This window comes from Moraxella sp. K127, from assembly GCF_015223095.1.
GTDB lineage: Bacteria > Pseudomonadota > Gammaproteobacteria > Pseudomonadales > Moraxellaceae > Moraxella.
Genome location: NZ_JADFBZ010000001.1, coordinates 87,481 through 104,364 on the forward strand (window position 1 = coordinate 87,481; position 16,884 = coordinate 104,364).

Genomic DNA, 16,884 nt, shown 5'->3' on the forward strand with positions numbered 1-16,884 from the left:
CACCCCCCCCCACAACTCGCCAGCAACCTACCTAGTCATCACACTCGCCCACACCTTATCGAGTCGTTTTGCCGAGACAGGCACTGCCGTTTTCATGGGTTGGGCGAACAGTTGTATGCGGTATTCTTCCACGAGCCAACGATATTCGGCAATCTTGGGGTCATGCACACGGTTTGCCAGTCGCTCCATATGCTCATCAAGCAGATACACCGCATCGGTGTCGCCGTCTAGGTTGTTTGGCAGTCTGTCAAGGCGGATTTTTAGGGCATTAAGATAGCGTGGATAGGCTTGCCACACCGCAAAATCGGTGCGATAAATAAAGTCATGAAGCGACAAATCATCAAGCTGGTCTTCAATGTCGTCAATGCTCTCGCCAAAAATCTCACGGTCAAGCATGAGCAGTTGCCCACGCACGCTTTGCCATGTGGTATAAATCTCTTTTAGCACCTTTAACATCTCTTGCCCCACCGTCAAAAACTGCCCGCTTATCACGTCTTTGACCGCCCCAAACTCGCCTGCATTTAGGGGCAATTTGTCAAGCAAATCCCCCATACGCTCATCACGCACAAAGCCTGCCACCTTTTCACGCACATGGCTATCAAAGGGCTTGGCGTATTTATCAAAAGTCGCTTGCAATGTTGCGTCCACCAGCACGCTTTTTAATTTTTCCAAATCGCCAAGCGGAGCAAATGCCATTTTAAAGGCTTTATCAATTTGCGACGTGAGCTGTTTTTGTTTTGCCCCAAGCGTCATCTTGACAAGCGATAGCACGCCTTTTTTGTGCATGGCTAACGCCCCTGCCAAGTCGCCAAACTCCACCACCGCCACCTTGCCCGTCTCATCAGGACTTAGGGCAAAAAAGGCTTGCGTTACCATGCCCTTATGATGACGGGTTTTGATGAATTCAAAATGCTCGGGGAACGTATCATGAATGCCTTCGGACACGGTTTGTACTTGGGCGTGTGTGCGGTACTTGGCTTGCAATTTTTCCAAATCTCGCCCTTTTTCAATCACTCGCCCCTTGTCATCAAGCACGCAAATCAAGGGCTGTAAATATTTATCAATCTCATGAATCTTAAAATCGTCCGCCCCAACTTTTACGCCCATTCTAAGCAGATTATGACAAAGCTGGTCAAGCAGTCCCACGCCATTGCCCTGCGTGAGCTTGTCCATAAGGGCGTGGGCGGTGTCAGGAATGGGGACGATTTTTCGGCGAATGTCTTTTGGCAAGGTTTTTAATAGCCCTGCGACAAGCTCAAATCGCCACCCTGCCACGCCCCACAATAAATCCACGCTGTCAAGCTGAGACAACGCCCCTGCCCCCACTTTTACGCTCACGCCGTCATCGTCCGAACTTGGGTCAAAGACATAGGACAAGGGGAATTTGACCGCCCCCACTTGCCAAAATTTGGGAAATTCTTGTCCGACATTGACGACATCGTTCACGACATCTTCATCTTTGAATTTTAAAAAGTCATCATCGCCCATTTTGCCAAGCCAATCTTCAAACGCCTTAGCGGACGCAATGTGGGGCGGAATTTTGTCATCATAAAACTCATACAGTCGCTCTTCGTCCACGAGTAAATCTCGCCGTCTTAGCTTGTCTTCGGTGTCGCCCACGTCTTTGATTTTTTGGCGATTGTGAGTCAAAAACGGCAAGGCTTTGGGGTATCGCTCGTCCGCTTGATTGTCCTGCACGCCCCCCACCAGAGCATCACGGATAAATATCTCACGGCTGGCTGGCAGGTCAATGCTTTCATAATTGACCAATTGTTTGTGAACAATAATCAGCCCAAACAGGCTAATTTGAGCATAGGCTTGCACTCGCCCTGCTTTTTTTGACCAATGCGGTTCAAAATAATGGTATTTTAAGAGATTTTTGCCCGCCGACAATATCCATTCAGGTTCAATCTTGGCAAGTGTACGCATATACACTTGTGAAGTTTCCACCACTTCAAAGGCAAGCACCCAATCTGTGCCTTTTTTGTGCAAGGTACTGGCAGGGAAAATGCGTGCCTTTTGGTTTTTGGTCATCAGATACTCGCCCACCGTGTCGGTTTTGTGAGCGACAAAGGATAACAGAGCGGTCAATAACGCCCGATGAATGCTGGTATAATCTTCGCTAAATTGCGGTTTGGTTTTGCCTTGTTCTTTTAGGCTTGCCAAAATGGCACTGTTTCCCACCTTGGCTTTTTTACCGCCTTTTAAGCCAATGCGACCTTTTGGGGTGTCTTTTTTATCATCAGCTTTTTTATCATTGGCTTTATTGTCAAGATTATCATTGTTATTATCGGCAATCTGATAACCCAAATCCGCCACCATTTGGGCAAGCTGTTCATGCGTTTTTTGCCATTCTTTGATACGGGGAAAGGACAAATAATGCTTTTTGGCAAAATTCTTGCGTCCGTTGCCCGTGAGCTTATCGCCCCCGTGCATTTCATGGGTGCTAAACAGTACGTTAAACAGTTCTACATAAAACAAAAAGTCCGAATTATCACGGCGGAACAAGGCGTGCTTTTGGTCAGCTTGCGACTGCTTGTCGGCAGGTCGCTCACGCACATCTTGCACAGCAAGGGCGGAGACGATGACAAGCATTTTGTCAAGGCAGGCAAATTCATGCCCTGCGATGAGCATACGGGCAAGGCGTGGGTCTATCGGCATACGAGCCATTTTTTTGCCAATGTCGGTGAGAGCGGAGTGTTTTTGTTTGCTCGTTTGTCCTTTTAGGGCTTTTTTAAAGGCGGTTTTGGTTGGCACATCGGACAACGCCCCAAGCTCGTGCAAGAGCTTGCGACCGTCATTGACAAGGCGTAAATCAGGCGGTGTGATAAAGTCAAAATCCGCCACATCGCCTAAGCCCAAATGCTCCATTTGCAAAATCACGCTTGCCAAATTGGTACGCAAAATCTCAGGCTCGGTAAAAGGCGGACGACTGTCAAAATCTTCTTTTGAGTACAAGCGTATGCACACACCGTCCCCAATCCGTCCGCACCGCCCTTGGCGTTGGTTCGCCGCCGCTTGGCTAATCGCTTCAATGGGGAGTCTTTGAATGCGTGAGCGGTAATTATAACGGCTCACCCGAGCAAAGCCCAAATCTATCACATAGCGGATATTCGGCACGGTAAGAGCGGTCTCGGCAACGTTGGTTGAGATGATGATTCTGCGACCGCCTGTGGGGTTAAAAATTCGCTGTTGTTCGGCAAAACTTTGGCGAGCAAACAGGGGCAAAATCTGGGTATGGGGCGGTGCGTGAGCGGTCAAAATCTCCTGTATCTCACGAATCTCAGCTTCGGTACTGGCAAAGATGAGAATGTCTGACTGCGTGGGGTGTCCTTTGGTGCGTGCGTCTTCAAAACACTCGGCAACGGCAGACGTTAAGGCTCGGGGCAGTTTGTCTTCCATGTCGTCAAAAGCGTCATCGTCATGGCTTTTGACAATCTCATCAATGAGCGGACGGTAGCGGGTCTCCACAGGATAGCTTCGCCCTTGTACATTGATAATCGGCACATCGCCTTTGACCGCACTTTTAAAATACTCGGCAAAGCGGGCGGTGTCTAGGGTTGCTGACGTGATGATGACCTTTAAATCAGGGCGTTTTGGCAGTAGACGTTTTAGATAGCCCAAAATAAAGTCAATATTTAGACTACGCTCGTGGGCTTCGTCAATGATAATGGTGTCATAGTGTGTCAAAAATTTATCCGAACCCAGCTCGGCAAGCAAAATACCGTCCGTCATGAGCTTGATAAGGCTATCACGACTGCCCTGCTCGGTAAATCGCACCTTAAAACTCACCGTCTGCCCCAAGCTCTCGCCAAGCTCGTCTGCAATCCGCATGGCGACACTTCTCGCCGCCAAACGGCGTGGCTGAGTGTGTCCGATTTGCCCTGTCATGCCACGCCCTGCTAACATGGCAAGTTTGGGGAGCTGAGTGGTTTTGCCTGAGCCTGTCTCGCCTGCCACGATGATGACTTGATTGTCTTGTATCGCACGGATAATCTCGTCCGCTCGGGCGGTAACGGGCAAATCGGCGTTTAGCCTATCTTTTAAATCAGACGGCACGCTGTCCATGCGAGCTTGTACCGCTTGGGTAGAACGCTCTATGATAGTATCAAGCTGGGCTTGTTTTTTGGCTTTAATGTCGGCAGGGAAATTGCCACGCAATTCACGTTCTAAGCGATGAGCGATGTGGCGGTCTTTGGCGAGAAGTTGGGGGGTGTTGGGATTTTGGGTTGTATTTGGCATGAGTTTTGGCATTGTTGTGTTATCATCAATGATTCTAAAAATCAGATAAATGGGGCTTATGCAAGGATTTACAAGCCGTGCCACTGGCATTAAGGATAATTGTCATACCGTTTGTAAACTTAGGCACACTTTTTGGTGTGGTTTTTAAAAAAATCGGCTATAATAAGCCATTTTTGGCAAAATTTTATATGATGAGCGAACTTAACGTTTTAGATTTGATTTTAGAAGCCAGTTTGCTTGTGCAACTGGTCATGGGATTGCTACTGCTCCTATCATTGATTGGTTGGGGGCTGATTTTTCGCCTATCCGCCAAACTCGGCAGTGCCAAACGCTTTGATAGCGATTTTGAAGCGTGGCTATGGTCAGGCAACACCCTTGCCAAACAGTATAGCTCAGTCGCCAATGAGCCTGAACGCACCGGCTTAGAGCAGGTATTTTTTGTCGGTTATGGCGAATTTTTAAAAGCCCAAAAATCAGGGGCAGTGCGAGCCGACACCCTAGACAGTGTTGAGCGTAAATTTAAAGTCGCCATTGGCAAACAACAAGCTGTATTAGAGCAGGGCTTGGCAACCTTAGCCAGTATCGCTTCGGTGTCGCCTTACATCGGACTGTTTGGCACGGTGTGGGGGATTATGACCGCTTTTATTGGGCTATCTAGTGCCGAGAGTGTGAGCCTTGCCACAGTCGCCCCTGGTATTGCCGAAGCCTTGATTGCTACCGCCATGGGGTTATTTGCCGCCATTCCTGCCAGTCTTGCCTTTAACCATTTTAGTGCCAAGGCAGGGGCGTTGTATGAGTCTCGGGCGTTGTTTTGTGAAGAGCTGACAGGGGTATTTGCTCATGAATACACCATGGCACAGCGTACTGGTCAGAGTTAGGCGACATCATGAAAAACAGCTACGCACGTGCCAAAAAGCCCCTAAACAGCGAGATGAATGTCGTCCCTTACATTGATGTCATGCTCGTGCTACTCATCATCTTTATGGTAACCGCCCCCATGCTCACCACAGGGGTAGAAGTCAATCTGCCAAGCAAGAAAACCAGTAACATCACCAAAAGTGAGCTAACCCCTGTCATCGTCTCACTCACCAAAGACGGCGAGCTGTTTGTCAGTCATGAGCGAGCCATTGACCAAGCCATTAGTGAGAGTGAGTTGTCCGCCCTGCTTGCCGACATGGCACAGGCAAACATGGGAGACAGTGGCAGTCAGCTCCAAGTACTGATTAATGCCGACAAGGACAACGCCTATGAAGCGGTCATGCACGTCATGGCACTGGTGCAAGGGACAGGTGTTACCAAAGTTGGACTGTTAAGCGGTCGAAGTAGCACAAGCAAGCAATCCACCAAAAAATAAAAAAATAACAACCTATCATGAACCAGCAAACCGCACGCCTAGACTTAGACAACATCGGCACCAAAGAGCCTAATCCCCTACTCTCGCTCGTGGGTAGCGTCGTGGTGCATGGGCTGATTGTGGCAGGGGTGCTGTTTGCCTACACCCAACAAAAACCCTTACCCGAGACCATCTCCTTAGAAGCAAGTCTAGTTACAGGGGACGACCTAGCAGGGGCGGAGTATGCCATTGCCACCGCCTTTGCCGAGCATCAAGCCCAGTCCCAAGCCCAAGCTGACACCCAAAGCACCGACACCACCCAAGAGAGTAATCGCAGTGCTCAGCTAGAAGCCTATTATGATGACCTTGCCGAGCGTGAACGTGCTTACCAAGCTCAAATGGCAGAGTACGCCAAAAGCCTAGATGAAGAGATACTCTCCGAAATAGAAATGCAAAGGCAAGCCATGGAAAACGAGAGACGTGAACGTGAGCAAGCGGTGGCAGAGCTACGAGAACGGGAGCGGAGCAACGATGAGATTGCTCGTGAAAACAGTCAAGCACTCAATGAAGTGCGTGAACGCCAATTACAAGAACTATCAAAACAAAACCAAGTCACCCAAAAAAGCCTAAGCGAAGGCGAACAGCTCATCAAGGACACCCCCACCACCCCCACCGTAGGACGTGGCGGGGCAGTCAGTGGGGGTAGTAGCAGTGGGGGCAGCAGACGAAGCAGTAACCGTAACGAAGTCATCTCTGCCTTACAAAACCATATCCGCTCGCATTGGCGAGCTACTGGTAAAAACCAAACTTTGCAAGTCAAACTCAAAGTGGATGGCAGTGGCAACGTGCTAAACGTGCAAGTCTCGGGCGGTGATGAATATTTGCGTGAACAACTCAAAGACACCATTAACCGAGCCAGCCCACTCACACCCATTGTTGGCACCAATTATCGTGACTTGAATTTTAATTTTAAAATCAATTAGAATATATATCCCAAATATCATATTTTAAACATTTTTAAGGATACCCCATGAACATCAAAACCCCCTTATCATACCTAGCCCTAGCTGTCGCCCTGGTCGTGGCAAGCCCTGCTTTTGCAGTGGGTTACGGTTCTTTGAACAGTACAAGTAGCGACAGCGAGCTTAACTTTGACATCGACGTTGATGGTGTACAAAACCCCTATCAAATCGCCTTTATTCCCTTTGCTGGCGACAGCATGGTCAGCAACACCGTCATCAATAACCTAAGCCACACCGAACTAAAAACCACCAGCCAAAACCTACCCCAACGTGCCTACTCATCTGCCGAGATTAGCCAAAACCTATCACATTGGCAAAACACTGGCTTTAACTATGTCGTGGTCGGACACGCCCAAAGTGCCACAGGGGGCAAAATCGCCATCGTCTTTGAAGTCATCGAAGTCGCCACAGGGCGTGTCATGCAAGGCTTGCAGACCCGATACAGCGACAACAACCCCAGTGCCTTACGCCACACCGCCCATGTCGTGAGCGATAAAATTTATGAAATCATCACAGGCGAACCGGGGGACTTTACAGGGCGTATCGCCTATGTCGAAGAGACGGGCGACCCACGCAACAAAACATCCACCCTAAAAGTCATGGATGCTGACGGACAAAACGTCCGCATCCTATTTAGCACGCAGGGTTCTATTTTTAGTCCTGCTTGGTCGCCTGACGGTCAGCGTATCGCCTACTCGGTACAAAAACCCAACGGCTTGCCAGTCATTCATCTGCAAAATGCCAACAGCAGTGGTGGCGGTCAAGTCATTACACCATTTCGTGGCAACAATCTGGGAGCATCATTCTCGCCTGATGGCACGAGCATTCTTTTCTCAGGCAGTCATGAAAATAACGACCCGTCCATCTATGAGCTACACATCGCATCAGGACAACTAAAACGCCTAACCAACATGACGGGGGCGGAGAACTCACCGCAGTATACCCCTGATGGGCGTTCGTTTATCTTTACTGCCGACAACGGCTCACGCACGCCACGCCTATATCGCTACAACATGAACACAGGACAAGCATCAGCCATTGGCGGTGCAGGGGCAATCCCCCGAGTCAGTCCAGACGGCAGTAAAATCGCCTACGTCTCAGGGCGTAGCCTAGTGGTGACAGGTGTCGGCACGATTGACACGACAGGCATTGATGAGTCAGCGAGCTTCTCGCCCAATGGCAATCGTATTGTCTATTCATCCTACAAAGGCGGGCGTGGACAGATGACCATCCGCTCTTTAAAAACAGGGCAGTCTTTTACCCTACAAACCCAAGGCACCGTGCGTGAACCAACATGGTCACGTGGCGGTATCAACTGATTTGGACTTGCCAATCACCCCAAAAAAACGCACGACTTATCTGCTCGTGCGTTTTGGCTTGGTGTTACTTTGTGGCATGCTCAGTGCCTGCCAACACATCCAGTGGGTGGACAGCCCCCTGCCCGTCACCCTAAACCCGAACCTTAACCCCAACACTCCCGAACACACGCCCAACCTACGACAAAAGCACCTGCCCATCCACCCTTATTATGACAGAGCAATGTGCGATGACATTAGCTTTGCCAAAAATCCTGCCATCAAAAATCGCCTAGCTCCCAAGCCATGCACCCCCAAAGAAGCCAAGCGTTATGAAAAGCCGTTCTTTTTGTTGGAAGATTGGTTTTAGAAGATGGGTTTTGATGTTGGATAAAGGATGAATGTTGTGGCATTGATGGGTTCTGGTTTTATTCGTCATTTTGATAAAATTTTTAAGGTTTATGCTGTCATCTTACTTACCATCGGATTGGTTGCTGAATTTTTTATGTTCGGTTTCTCGGCGACAACCTTTTATTTTGCCATTACTTTTATATACATATTTATCAATATCGGTAAATATAAAAACAACCCAAAACAAAATACAGAGATTTATTGCCTGCTTGCTTTTCTATGCTTGTTCTCTTTTCATGCCTTACAACCAGTTTTTCACAATGTAGAATTTACACATAATAAAGACCGATTATACAAAACAACAGGCATTATCCCCCAACACCACGATAAAGTGTCTTTTGGTCGTAATAATTAGGGCGTGTTGAACATTGATAACATTTTTATAAAATAAGATGAAAGTTTGACAATTTCAATCAATTTTTGCATGAAAAATGGCTAAATCTTGTTTTTCATCGTCAAAAACTTGGCTGATAGAACGACTATCAGCCTGTGTTTTTTCCTTGAAAAACGTGCGATTTTTCTCATTTTTCATTGCAAATACCAAAGTTCAACACGCCCTATAAATATTTTTTAAATTTTAATGGCGTTTATTTATCATGTGGTATCAACATTGGACATAATCCTTGTGATTTGATTTATGATTATCATGGTCAAACAGCCACGATTTATTGGCAACCCATAGGGGAGTATGAGAAATATCATAATTTGGCTTATGAAGTCACGGTAAATGACCAAATAATCTATCAATTTGACAAACAGCTGTCCTATTTTATTAGCGAACAGAAGCTCATGAAACAACAAGCGTATTGGTTTTTGAGTTTTTACATTTTTCCTTTATTATTGCTTTTAATTATTATCATCATAAATAATCGCAAAATAAAAACCCTTAATCAAAACACAGATGACATATCGCCATTACAAGAAGAATTTTTGATGTCACTTGTTGGTATCGTGCCTATTTTTATCCTTGCTCTTTTAGTATGGTATTTCATGAATTTTTAGAACATGTCTATTTTGGTGTTGTTAAATAAAAATAGGAAAATCGCCTGTTTTCAAGGGAAACATCGTTGGATGGTTGTTATTTTACCAGACAAGTTTTTAACATAAAAATTGATTGGGACGTGTTGAATATTGGTATTTGCAATGAAAAATGAGAAAAACCAATCAGCACAAACCCCAACTTTTCCCAACAAACATTTTGCCAAACGCTCACATTTATGGTATGTTAAAGCACTTTTATCATCAAGGATACCCATGAACGCCCTAACCGCTCTCGCCCGACACACCACCATCGTTGCCGACACAGGCGACTTATCCGCCATCGCTCGCTTGCGTCCACAGGATGCCACCACCAACCCCAGCCTAGTCACATCCGCCCTACTCTCAGGCGAGCATGATGAGCTCATCCACCAAATCAAAGGCTTGGGACTGTCTGATGATGACACCATCGACCGTCTCACTGCCGAGCTTGGCAAGCAGATACTATCACACATCGATGGACGGGTCTCCACCGAAGTAGATGCACGCCACTCCTTTGACACCGACAAGACCGTGCAAAATGCCCTAGCATTCATCGAACTCTATGACAAACTGGGCGTGGACACCAGTCGCATTCTCATCAAAATCGCATCCACATGGCAAGGCATTAAGTCCGCCGAAATCCTAGAAAAGCAAGGCATTCACTGCAATCTTACCCTACTCTTTACCAACACCCAGGCCCGTGCGTGTGCCGACGCTGGCGTACAGCTCATCTCGCCATTTGTGGGGCGACTGACCGACTGGCAAAAAGCACATGAAAACCGCCAAAACATTGACATCAATGATGATTTGGGCGTAAACTCAGTCAAGAATATTTATGAGTTTTATAAATCACACGGCTACCCCACCGAAATCATGGGGGCAAGTTTCCGCTCCACCGCCCAAATCCTTGCCCTAGCAGGGTGCGACTTACTCACCATCTCGCCTGCCTTGCTTGATGAACTTGCCAGCATGAATACAGACGTTATCCGCCAATTAAGCCCAAGCGACACCATCCTAGACCGCCCCACACCCCTTGATGAGCAAGGCTTTAAAACATTACAAGACAACACCCCTGTCAATGAACTGCTGTTAAAAGGTATTGACGGCTTTGTCAAGGCTCGGGCGGATTTGCAAAAGCAGTTATTTGAAAAATAATTGAAAAATAACACTAAAAAAATACGATTGATTTTTCAAATCAAAAAAGGCTTTACAAAATGGGCGTATGAGTGTAAACTGTACGCCCATTTATCAATGAAGCTGTCGCCATGAAAAAATATCAATGTATCGTCTGCGGTTGGATTTATGATGAAGCCTTAGGCTGTCCCGAAGAAGGCTTACCCGCTGGCACACGCTGGGAAGACATCCCAAATGACTGGACATGCCCCGACTGTGGCGTGAGCAAAGAAGACTTTGAAATGGTTGAGATTTAATCATTCATGACCCATTTGCCACCGCCCATCGCCCACACACCACCGCCAAGCTGGGATAAGTTCAATCAAGACTGGCGAGCGTCCGACCTGTCGCCCCATTTTTATCAAAGCATGGTTGATGTCGGGCGTGGCATTACGCTGTGTGTCGAAGCAGGGGGCAATCCTGACCATCCGCCTTTACTGTTCATCACAGGCTTTGGCTCGCAAATGCTGTTTTGGTCGGATACTTTTTTAAAAAGATTTATGGATGCCGGGTTTTTTGTCATCCGATTTGACAATCGTGATACCGGTCTTTCCACCAAAATCAAGCACCTAACCAAACTGCCCCACACCAACATCCTAAAAATGATTGCCAAAAACCAAATTGGCTTATCCAACGCCCGTGAAAAAGTCGCCTACACCCTACCCGACATGGCGGACGATGTCGCAGGACTAATCGGTGCGATGAATCTAGGCAAAACACATCTGGTCGGGGCGAGCATGGGCGGTATGATTGCCCAAATCGTCTGTGCCAAATACCCCCATTATGCCGACAGGCTCGCCCTGCTGTTTAGTAGCACCAACCACCCCTTTTTGGTGCCACCCAAACCCAAAGAATTCTCCACCTTTTTTAAAAAAGCCCAAAGCAACAGCGAACGGGACATGCTCCGTCATGCGGTGTGGTTCATGACAGCGGTCGGCTCCCCCGGTCACTTAGACATCAAAGGCACTCGCCACATCGCGTCAATCCGCTACCATCGCTGTCATCATCCGCTTGGCATGGCACAGCAGATGAATGCCATCCTTGCCACAGGCTCGATTTTCCAGTATACTCGTCAAGTGACCGCCCCCACACTCGTCATTCACGGCAACAAAGACGGGCTACTGCACCAAAGCCACGGCAAACACATCGCCAAAATCATCCCAAACAGCCGATTCGTGGCGGTGGACGGCATGGCACACGACCTGCCGGTGTATTATCAGCCGTATTTGGCAAGTTTGATAGTGGGGCATTTGTCATCACAAGCCTAAGCTCCTAGCCCCGTCGGCTACGTTTTACTACTTTTGCCCCACTTTTTGGAATTTATCATGACCACTGTCTTTATCAACAAGCAAGCCTACCCCATCAACACCATTTACTGTGTCGGACGTAGCTATGTGGAACATATCCATGAGCTTAACAACGAAATCCCTGCCGAACCATTGGTGTTTTTAAAGCCCAACAGCAGTATCATAACAGGCGATACGCTCACGTTGCCCGATTTTTCGCAGAATGTCCATCACGAGACCGAACTTGTGCTACTCATCGGCGAAAACAAACAAATCATCGCCTACACGGTGGGGCTTGATTTGACCGCCAGAGACGTACAGAGCATCTGCAAAACCAAGGGCTTGCCGTGGCTCAAAGCCAAAGGCTTTAAAGGGGCGTGCTGGCTTGGGGAATTTAAGCCCTTTATCCAAAAACAGTATCATTTATCCTTAGCCATCAATGGCGAGATTCGCCAAGACGACAGCACCGAAAAGATGATGTATTCGTTTGAGTATTTGGTGGATTATTTGGATAATCTGTACGGCATACAAGCAGGCGACATCATCATGACCGGGTCACCAAAGGGCGTGGGAAAACTAGAACGTGGCGATGGCTTGATGGTAGGGATAGATGATGATAGGTATGAGCTGAGCGTTCAGTAATATTAAATCAGTCCCTATGGACTTAATTTTCTTAACTTCTCCCCGTACTTAGCCCCGCCTTGCCATTCTCCCAAATCGTCTTAGCAAGCACACGCCATGCCGACAGTTTCGGATTGGGCGATTTGCCTTGTCCGATAAGTGCCATCTGGCTCATGTACCAGTCCATTTCTAGCACCGAGCCGATTTTGCTATCAAGCGGTTTAACGCCCGTTTTAATCCGCTCGGTCTGTACCGTCTTATAAGTGCCGTTTTGGATTTGATTGGGTAAATCAGGCACAAGAGCAAAGGGACGAGCCACGCCTACCATGTCCAAATGTCCGCTTAACAGTGCGTCATTCATCGCCTGCTTAGAGCGAAATCCGCCTGTGATGATAAGTGGCACAGAGCAGACCTTGCGAGCCTTTTCAGCATAGTCCAAGAAAAAGGCTTCACGCTCCTTCGTGCTTGGTTTTGCCGTCAGCATTTGCGGGCTTTCATAATTACCGCCAGAGATTTCAATAAAATCAATGCCCAGCTCAGACAAGGCTTGCACCACGGCAATGCTCTCGCTTTCATCAAATCCGCCCTTTTGAAAATCAGCCGAATTTAATTTCACCCCCACCAAAAAATCCGCTCCGACATTCGCCCGAATGCCCTCATAAATTTTTAATAAAAAATTCATACGGTTAGCAAGACTTCCGCCCCATTCATCATCACGGCGGTTGTGGTGTGGCGATAAAAATTGGCTAATCAAATAACCATGAGCCGAATGAATCTGCACGCCATGAAAGCCTGCTTGCTCGGCAAGTTTGGCGGTGTTGATAAATGCTTGAATCAACTCATGAATTTCAGAATTTTGCAACTCTCGTGGCGGATTGATAAAGCCGTCCATGCCGACAAGTGGCACGGCACTTGGGGCGACAGGCACGGCATTGACCGCTTTGGGCGACTGTTTGCCTGCGTGGTTGATTTGCATGATGATGAGCGTGTCGTTTTGTTTGCCAGCATTTGCCCATTTTTTGAGCATGGGCAAACTGCTCTCATCGTCCGCCACCACGTCATTGACCGAGCCTTTGCCCTGCTTGTTTACCATGACGTTGCCCGTAACGAGTACGCCCGCCCCGCCCTTTGCCCAGGTGTCATATAGGCGGACAAGCGTGTCGGTTGGCTTGCTGTCGTGGGCGAGCTGTTCTTCCATTGCCGATTTGAAAAAGCGGTTTTTGGCGGTCGTGCCGTTTGGGAAAGTAAAAGGCTGAAATAGCATAAAAGGTCTCTTTTAAGTTGATATGTTTAAAAACTTAAACCTATTATAAGCGATTTTTTGGGGAAGTCAAGGGGTTGATAGGCTTTATTTTTAGGTGGGTTTTTGTTAAAATATCACACAAAATCAAACTCTCAGAGTACAAAATGAAAATTCAAGAAGTGCAAATTGAAGGTCTATTTGGCAAAAAAGACATACTTTGGAAACTCAATCCCCAAGTAAATGTTTTGGTTGGGGAAAATGGGAGTGGGAAATCTACAATTTTGTCTATCATTAGATGTGTATTATCTAACGATTTAGACTTTTATGATAGATTTCTCAAAAACTACTGTACTCACGGAATGCTAATCTTTGAATATGGGGTAAAAAACATCATTTTTCAGCACAATATTGACTTTGAAAATATAACAAGACTAGAAGCATCTACACCAGAAGAACTATTAGATTTGGCGAGGCAATACATAAAAGAAAAGACTACTTCTATGCAAATTGCAGGAGAAGTTCCAAACCACCCCACAAAAGAAGAAAATCTATATATTGACATTATTGAAGCTAATCTAACAAATTCCAACGCCAACCATATTATCCAAAAAAGCAATCAAGAAACAACCAATGCTTTGGATATGGAGATTCGTGAAACTATTTATGAATTAAATAAAATTCAATCCAAAGAAGTGATTGATAGATTGATTTTAAGTTTAAATGTCTTTTTTAACCAAATTGGTAAAAATGTTATTTATCAGGATAATGAGCTAATTTATACCGATATTCAATTGCAAAAACAACTTAATTATTCTGATTTATCATCAGGTGAACGCCAACTGATTTATATTTTATTGCGTGTGGCATTAAGTAACCAAGACAAAAATAAAACCGCCATTATTTTAATGGACGAACCAGAGATTTCTTTACATGTAAATTGGCAAGCGGATTTTATTAAACAATTAACTTTATTAAATCCAGATGCTCAATTTATCATTGTTACACACAGTCCCGCCATTATTATGAATGGCTGGAATGATGTTTATGTCAATATGGAAGAAATCACACAATGAATGTAACATTTTTTGAAAAATATTCACAAGCCTATAACGAGCTATTAGCAGAGTTTGAAAGTAATGACAAAAGCAAATTAGGCGTGATTTACATTGAAGACATTACCGATAAGCAATTTTGGCAAAAAATAGCGACAAAACATGAAGTTAAATTATATTCTGAAAATGGCACGACCATTACAGGAAAATCAAAATTATTGCAAATTTGTAGTAAAAATCAACTGATAGCAATTGACAGCGATTTTGATTATTTATGCCCCAATCACAGAGATAAAAGTTTATTAATCAATAACAGTCCTTTTGTTTTGCAAACTTACGCACATGGGCGAGAAAATATTGTATTTTCACCTGATTGCCTAGGTCAAATATTAGATGAAAAATTCCAATTATATTTAGACAATCATAACAATGAGATTGTCAATATTTTTCAGCAATTATCCGAAATTTGGTTTGAGCCTTATCAAAAATTTTTATATTTATTTAATCTAAATAAATACGAGCATGATTACTGGGTAGAAAACATTAGATTGAAAGGTAAGGAATGTCAAAACATCACCTTAAACCTTGATTTTTCAGATTATAAAGCTAGAATGTTAGCACTAGATACACAATTAAATCAACAAATTGACAATCAAGATGAATTTAATGATTTTTGTAAAGAACTAACCAAAAAATCTTTTGAAAAATACAACGTTTGGGCATTTATTCGCTGTCATAACTTTAAAGATAATTTTGTTATACCCTTACTAAAAACAATCATTAAGCACAGACAGGATAAAGAACTTGGCGACGTACAGAATAATTATGCACAAAATGAAATCTCTGACAGGAGAAAAGGGGTTACCAATTATTTTAAAGATATTAACAGTATAGAAACGGTGCTACACCATTATTTTTATGATGTCTATTTTAAAAAAGAAAAGCAAAATCATCAGTTTGTCAGCAAGATTATTAGCGACTATGATGCCATTATTAAATGAGTTACACCCCACCACTCGGACAATACACTCTCATCAGCTCCACCAATTCCCCCAGTCGTTCAATTTCATCTTTCATCGCCAAACTGTAAAACCGCTCTTTGCCAATCTGCTCCACGCTAACAGCATTGGCGGACAGCATGATTTTTAGATGATGAGACACCGCAGGGCGAGATAGGTGCAGATTGTCAGTGAGTTGATTGACGTTCATTTTGCCATTATCCAGTAGCAGTTTTAAAATCAAATGGCGGTTTTCGTCCGCCAGCACCGTAAAAATGGGAATGCAGTCTTTCATGACGGACATGGCATGGTCGGGGCTTGGTTTGGGGGTCGGCTTAATATTTGATTGGGTCATGGGTGTTGTTTTTGGTTTAAGAGTTTCAACGCATTATAAAGCGGACTTGGCGATAATTCAATGATTTATTTGCCAAAACCATGCTATACTAAACCCACACCCACAAAAAGGACACCCCATGCAAACCCTATATATCAGCACCACATCGCCTTATACTCGTATGCTTCTTATGATTGCATACACCAAAAACATTGAGCTTGCCCTGCGGTTTGTCGTGCCGTGGGAGAACCCAAGCGAGCTTGTCGCCGTCAATTCATTTAGCCAAGTTCCTGCGTTGGCGTGGCAAAATGGCGATGTCATCACCGAAACCCCGCTCATCATTCAGGCACTCGCCCCCGATGTGTACACGGACAACTCCGCCTACAACCTGCCACGCATTGCCAAGGCGTTAGGCATTACCGCACAAGGCGTGCGAGCCTATTCCACTCAAATTTTTGGCAAAGATACGCCCCACCCTTTTGTGGCACGCTCCACCGATATTTTGACCAGCACTTTGCCTGCCTTGCCTACGCTTTCGGCGGATAGCGATGAATGGGGCGATAAGCTTTTGCTTTGTTCGCTGATTTGGATTGGCATTCGCCTACCCCATGTCTTTGATACGCTAAGCGATGACAATAAAAAAGCGGTGTCGGCATTTAGCCAAACACCACTTATGCAAAAACTCACCACCGAAATGCTAGAAAATATGCCAAAAACGGTGCAGGAGTTGTGATTTAAAAAAATGCAGGGAAAATAGTCGCCCTGCATTTTATTTTTGGGTTTTGGCTCAAAAAGTATGCCACAAGAAAAACCGTTCGTGGTGAGCTTGTCGAACCATGAAAAGGTTTTCTTTC

General features: G+C 45.6%; 18 protein-coding genes. 14 read left to right on the forward strand and 4 right to left on the reverse strand.

Translation table 11 applies throughout. The features are described from left to right. Positions 1–27: 27 nt before the first annotated feature. Positions 28–4,242 (reverse strand): ATP-dependent RNA helicase HrpA, encoded by a 4,215-nt coding sequence (hrpA, locus tag IM753_RS00460; RefSeq protein ID WP_194108387.1) that lies wholly within the window; start codon positions 4,240–4,242, stop codon positions 28–30. A 188-nt stretch (positions 4,243–4,430) separates the two neighbouring features. Here hrpA and tolQ point away from each other — a divergent pair, with 188 nt between their 5' ends. Genes tolQ through IM753_RS00490 form a run of 6 tightly spaced genes read left to right on the forward strand, consistent with a single transcriptional unit; the run spans position 4,431 to position 8,658 of the window. Further along, entirely contained in the window at positions 4,431–5,120 is a 690-nt protein-coding gene (gene tolQ, locus IM753_RS00465) for a protein TolQ (protein WP_065255640.1), read from the forward strand. Between the two features lie 8 nt (positions 5,121–5,128). Next, positions 5,129–5,596 (forward strand): protein TolR, encoded by a 468-nt coding sequence (gene tolR / locus IM753_RS00470; RefSeq protein WP_083108354.1) that lies wholly within the window; start codon positions 5,129–5,131, stop codon positions 5,594–5,596. A 17-nt stretch (positions 5,597–5,613) separates the two neighbouring features. Beyond that, entirely contained in the window at positions 5,614–6,558 is a 945-nt protein-coding gene (locus IM753_RS00475) for a hypothetical protein (protein ID WP_115247485.1), read from the forward strand. 47 nt (positions 6,559–6,605) lie between these two features. After that, positions 6,606–7,916, forward strand: coding sequence for a PD40 domain-containing protein (locus IM753_RS00480; RefSeq protein ID WP_194108388.1), 1,311 nt, complete (start codon positions 6,606–6,608; stop codon positions 7,914–7,916). Next, the gene (locus tag IM753_RS00485) at positions 7,882–8,262 is read left to right on the forward strand and encodes a hypothetical protein (RefSeq protein ID WP_194108389.1); all 381 of its coding nucleotides are present in this window, start codon (positions 7,882–7,884) and stop codon (positions 8,260–8,262) included. The genes IM753_RS00480 and IM753_RS00485 overlap by 35 nt, the downstream gene beginning before the upstream one ends. A gap of 27 nt (positions 8,263–8,289) precedes the next feature. Further along, on the forward strand, positions 8,290–8,658 hold the full coding sequence (locus tag IM753_RS00490; RefSeq protein WP_065255630.1) for a hypothetical protein: 369 nt from the start codon (positions 8,290–8,292) through the stop codon (positions 8,656–8,658). 54 nt (positions 8,659–8,712) lie between these two features. Here the strand turns inward: IM753_RS00490 and IM753_RS13160 are convergent, their stop codons facing one another. Then, positions 8,713–8,835, reverse strand: coding sequence for a hypothetical protein (locus tag IM753_RS13160; RefSeq protein ID WP_255518610.1), 123 nt, complete (start codon positions 8,833–8,835; stop codon positions 8,713–8,715). Positions 8,836–9,092: 257 nt separating this feature from the next. On the opposite strand from IM753_RS13160, the gene IM753_RS00495 reads away from it, so the two are divergent. The 5 genes from IM753_RS00495 (at position 9,093) to IM753_RS00515 (ending at position 12,424) form a co-directional block, all read left to right on the forward strand. After that, the gene (locus IM753_RS00495; protein WP_156065051.1) at positions 9,093–9,305 is read left to right on the forward strand and encodes a hypothetical protein; all 213 of its coding nucleotides are present in this window, start codon (positions 9,093–9,095) and stop codon (positions 9,303–9,305) included. Positions 9,306–9,557: 252 nt separating this feature from the next. Then, positions 9,558–10,478, forward strand: a complete 921-nt coding sequence (locus IM753_RS00500; protein ID WP_065255641.1) for a transaldolase — start codon at positions 9,558–9,560, stop codon at positions 10,476–10,478. 110 nt (positions 10,479–10,588) lie between these two features. Next, positions 10,589–10,753 carry a rubredoxin gene (locus IM753_RS00505; protein ID WP_029102102.1) on the forward strand — a complete coding sequence of 55 codons (165 nt, stop codon included), beginning with the start codon at positions 10,589–10,591 and terminating at the stop codon, positions 10,751–10,753. A 6-nt stretch (positions 10,754–10,759) separates the two neighbouring features. Continuing rightward, positions 10,760–11,764: an alpha/beta fold hydrolase gene (locus IM753_RS00510; protein WP_065255632.1), complete on the forward strand. Its 1,005-nt coding sequence runs from the start codon at positions 10,760–10,762 to the stop codon at positions 11,762–11,764. Between the two features lie 57 nt (positions 11,765–11,821). Beyond that, positions 11,822–12,424: a fumarylacetoacetate hydrolase family protein gene (locus tag IM753_RS00515; protein WP_065255633.1), complete on the forward strand. Its 603-nt coding sequence runs from the start codon at positions 11,822–11,824 to the stop codon at positions 12,422–12,424. Between the two features lie 31 nt (positions 12,425–12,455). Here IM753_RS00515 and IM753_RS00520 read toward each other — a convergent pair whose 3' ends face one another. Continuing rightward, the gene (locus tag IM753_RS00520) at positions 12,456–13,667 is read right to left on the reverse strand and encodes an NADH:flavin oxidoreductase/NADH oxidase family protein (protein WP_194108390.1); all 1,212 of its coding nucleotides are present in this window, start codon (positions 13,665–13,667) and stop codon (positions 12,456–12,458) included. Positions 13,668–13,810: 143 nt separating this feature from the next. Here IM753_RS00520 and IM753_RS00525 point away from each other — a divergent pair, with 143 nt between their 5' ends. Next, positions 13,811–14,719 carry an AAA family ATPase gene (locus IM753_RS00525; protein WP_065255635.1) on the forward strand — a complete coding sequence of 303 codons (909 nt, stop codon included), beginning with the start codon at positions 13,811–13,813 and terminating at the stop codon, positions 14,717–14,719. Beyond that, complete coding sequence (locus IM753_RS00530; protein WP_065255636.1) at positions 14,716–15,699, forward strand: hypothetical protein; 984 nt, start codon at positions 14,716–14,718, stop codon at positions 15,697–15,699. The genes IM753_RS00525 and IM753_RS00530 overlap by 4 nt, the downstream gene beginning before the upstream one ends. A 1-nt stretch (position 15,700) precedes the next feature. Here IM753_RS00530 and IM753_RS00535 read toward each other — a convergent pair whose 3' ends face one another. Continuing rightward, positions 15,701–16,051 (reverse strand): helix-turn-helix transcriptional regulator, encoded by a 351-nt coding sequence (locus IM753_RS00535; RefSeq protein ID WP_227514670.1) that lies wholly within the window; start codon positions 16,049–16,051, stop codon positions 15,701–15,703. Between the two features lie 118 nt (positions 16,052–16,169). On the opposite strand from IM753_RS00535, the gene IM753_RS00540 reads away from it, so the two are divergent. Beyond that, positions 16,170–16,763: a glutathione S-transferase N-terminal domain-containing protein gene (locus IM753_RS00540; protein ID WP_065255637.1), complete on the forward strand. Its 594-nt coding sequence runs from the start codon at positions 16,170–16,172 to the stop codon at positions 16,761–16,763. Positions 16,764–16,884 lie beyond the last annotated feature (121 nt).

Bases quoted from the DNA above. Each gene is read 5' to 3' on its own strand.
- IM753_RS00500 (WP_065255641.1), top strand. From the start codon at position 9,558: ATGAACGCCCTAACCGCTCTCGCCCGACACACCACCATCGTTGCCGAC.
- IM753_RS00535 (WP_227514670.1), bottom strand. From the start codon at position 16,051: ATGACCCAATCAAATATTAAGCCGACCCCCAAACCAAGCCCCGACCAT.
- IM753_RS00520 (WP_194108390.1), bottom strand. From the start codon at position 13,667: ATGCTATTTCAGCCTTTTACTTTCCCAAACGGCACGACCGCCAAAAAC.
- IM753_RS00490 (WP_065255630.1), top strand. From the start codon at position 8,290: ATGAATGTTGTGGCATTGATGGGTTCTGGTTTTATTCGTCATTTTGAT.
- IM753_RS00475 (WP_115247485.1), top strand. From the start codon at position 5,614: ATGAACCAGCAAACCGCACGCCTAGACTTAGACAACATCGGCACCAAA.
- IM753_RS00525 (WP_065255635.1), top strand. From the start codon at position 13,811: ATGAAAATTCAAGAAGTGCAAATTGAAGGTCTATTTGGCAAAAAAGAC.
- IM753_RS00515 (WP_065255633.1), top strand. From the start codon at position 11,822: ATGACCACTGTCTTTATCAACAAGCAAGCCTACCCCATCAACACCATT.
- IM753_RS00540 (WP_065255637.1), top strand. From the start codon at position 16,170: ATGCAAACCCTATATATCAGCACCACATCGCCTTATACTCGTATGCTT.
- IM753_RS00510 (WP_065255632.1), top strand. From the start codon at position 10,760: ATGACCCATTTGCCACCGCCCATCGCCCACACACCACCGCCAAGCTGG.
- IM753_RS00495 (WP_156065051.1), top strand. From the start codon at position 9,093: ATGAAACAACAAGCGTATTGGTTTTTGAGTTTTTACATTTTTCCTTTA.
- IM753_RS00480 (WP_194108388.1), top strand. From the start codon at position 6,606: ATGAACATCAAAACCCCCTTATCATACCTAGCCCTAGCTGTCGCCCTG.
- IM753_RS13160 (WP_255518610.1), bottom strand. From the start codon at position 8,835: ATGAAAAATGAGAAAAATCGCACGTTTTTCAAGGAAAAAACACAGGCT.
- IM753_RS00530 (WP_065255636.1), top strand. From the start codon at position 14,716: ATGAATGTAACATTTTTTGAAAAATATTCACAAGCCTATAACGAGCTA.
- IM753_RS00505 (WP_029102102.1), top strand. From the start codon at position 10,589: ATGAAAAAATATCAATGTATCGTCTGCGGTTGGATTTATGATGAAGCC.
- tolR (WP_083108354.1), top strand. From the start codon at position 5,129: ATGAAAAACAGCTACGCACGTGCCAAAAAGCCCCTAAACAGCGAGATG.
- tolQ (WP_065255640.1), top strand. From the start codon at position 4,431: ATGATGAGCGAACTTAACGTTTTAGATTTGATTTTAGAAGCCAGTTTG.
- hrpA (WP_194108387.1), bottom strand. From the start codon at position 4,242: ATGCCAAATACAACCCAAAATCCCAACACCCCCCAACTTCTCGCCAAA.